At 64.0% G+C, this 1141-nt stretch carries 1 protein-coding gene; it reads right to left on the bottom strand.

Features of this window, described 5'->3' with window-relative positions:
- Nucleotides 1-1092, bottom strand: coding sequence for an IS630 family transposase (locus ACZ7DE_RS41005; protein WP_470769652.1), 1092 nt, complete (start codon nucleotides 1090-1092; stop codon nucleotides 1-3).
- Nucleotides 1093-1141: the final 49 nt, after the last annotated feature.

Here is a 1141-nt window from a genome sequence, read left to right as displayed (position 1 = left end):
CTAGTCTTCTGAGTCAGGAATTCTGTTCAGATAATTGGCGAGGCGTTCGAGGATCTCGTCCGCGGTCTTCGTCCAGACGTAGGGCTTCGGGTCGGTGTTCCAGACGGCAATCCAGTTGCGGATGTCCTTCTCCAACGCCTGGACGGACCTGTGAACGCCTCGCCGTATCTGCTTGTTGGTCAGCTCGGCGAACCACCGCTCGACGAGGTTCAGCCAGGACGAGCCAGTCGGCGTGAAGTGCAGGTGGAAACGGGGGTGGGCCAGCAGCCACCTTTTGATGGCGGGGGTCTTGTGCGTGGCGTAGTTGTCGCAGATGAGGTGGACATCCAGGCCGGCGGGCACCTCTTTGTCGAGCTTGATCAGGAACTTCTTGAACTCCTCGGCCCGATGCCTGCGGTGCAGGGAACCGATCACTTTGCCGGTGGCGACCTCAAGGGCCGCGAACAAGGTGGTGGTGCCAGCCCGGACGTAGTCGTGCGTCGCCCGCTCAGGAACCCCGGGCATCATCGGCAGTACTGGCTGGGACCTGTCCAGAGCCTGGATCTGTGACTTCTCGTCGACACAGAACACCAAGGCCCGCTCGGGCGGGTCCAGGTAGAGACCGACGACGTCGTGGACCTTGTCGACGAAGTACGGATCAGTCGACAGCTTGAAGGTCTCCGACCGGTGCGGCTGCAGGCCGAACGCCCGCCAGATCCGGGACACCGACGACTGCGACAGACCCAGCTCCTTCGCCATCGACCGCGTCGACCAGTGCGTGGCGTTCTTCGGAGTGGATTCCAGTGTCTTGGTGACCACCGCGGCAACCTGCTCGTCCGTCACCGTCCTGGGGCCGCCCGGACGTGGCATGTCACCCAGGCCGGCGATCCGGTACTGCACGAACCGGGCCCGCCAACGGCCTACCGCATGCGGCGTGGAACCGAGTTCAGCGGCCACGTCCTTGTTCGACGCACCCGCGGCACAGGCCAGGATGATCCGGCACCGCAATGCCCACGCCTGCGGCGTGGAACGTCGCCGCACCCATTCCTCGAGGGCGGCCCGTTCCTCGTCCGACAGTGTCAACTCGGCCTTCGGCCGCCCCGTCCGTGCCATGCAGCAAGCCTATACATCTGAACAGAATTCCTGACTCAGAACACTAGGG

It is taken from the genome of Streptomyces sp. NPDC037083, from assembly GCF_055606485.1.
Note: the sequence above shows the minus strand (reverse complement) of the source record. Positions and strands in the feature narration are given on the sequence as shown.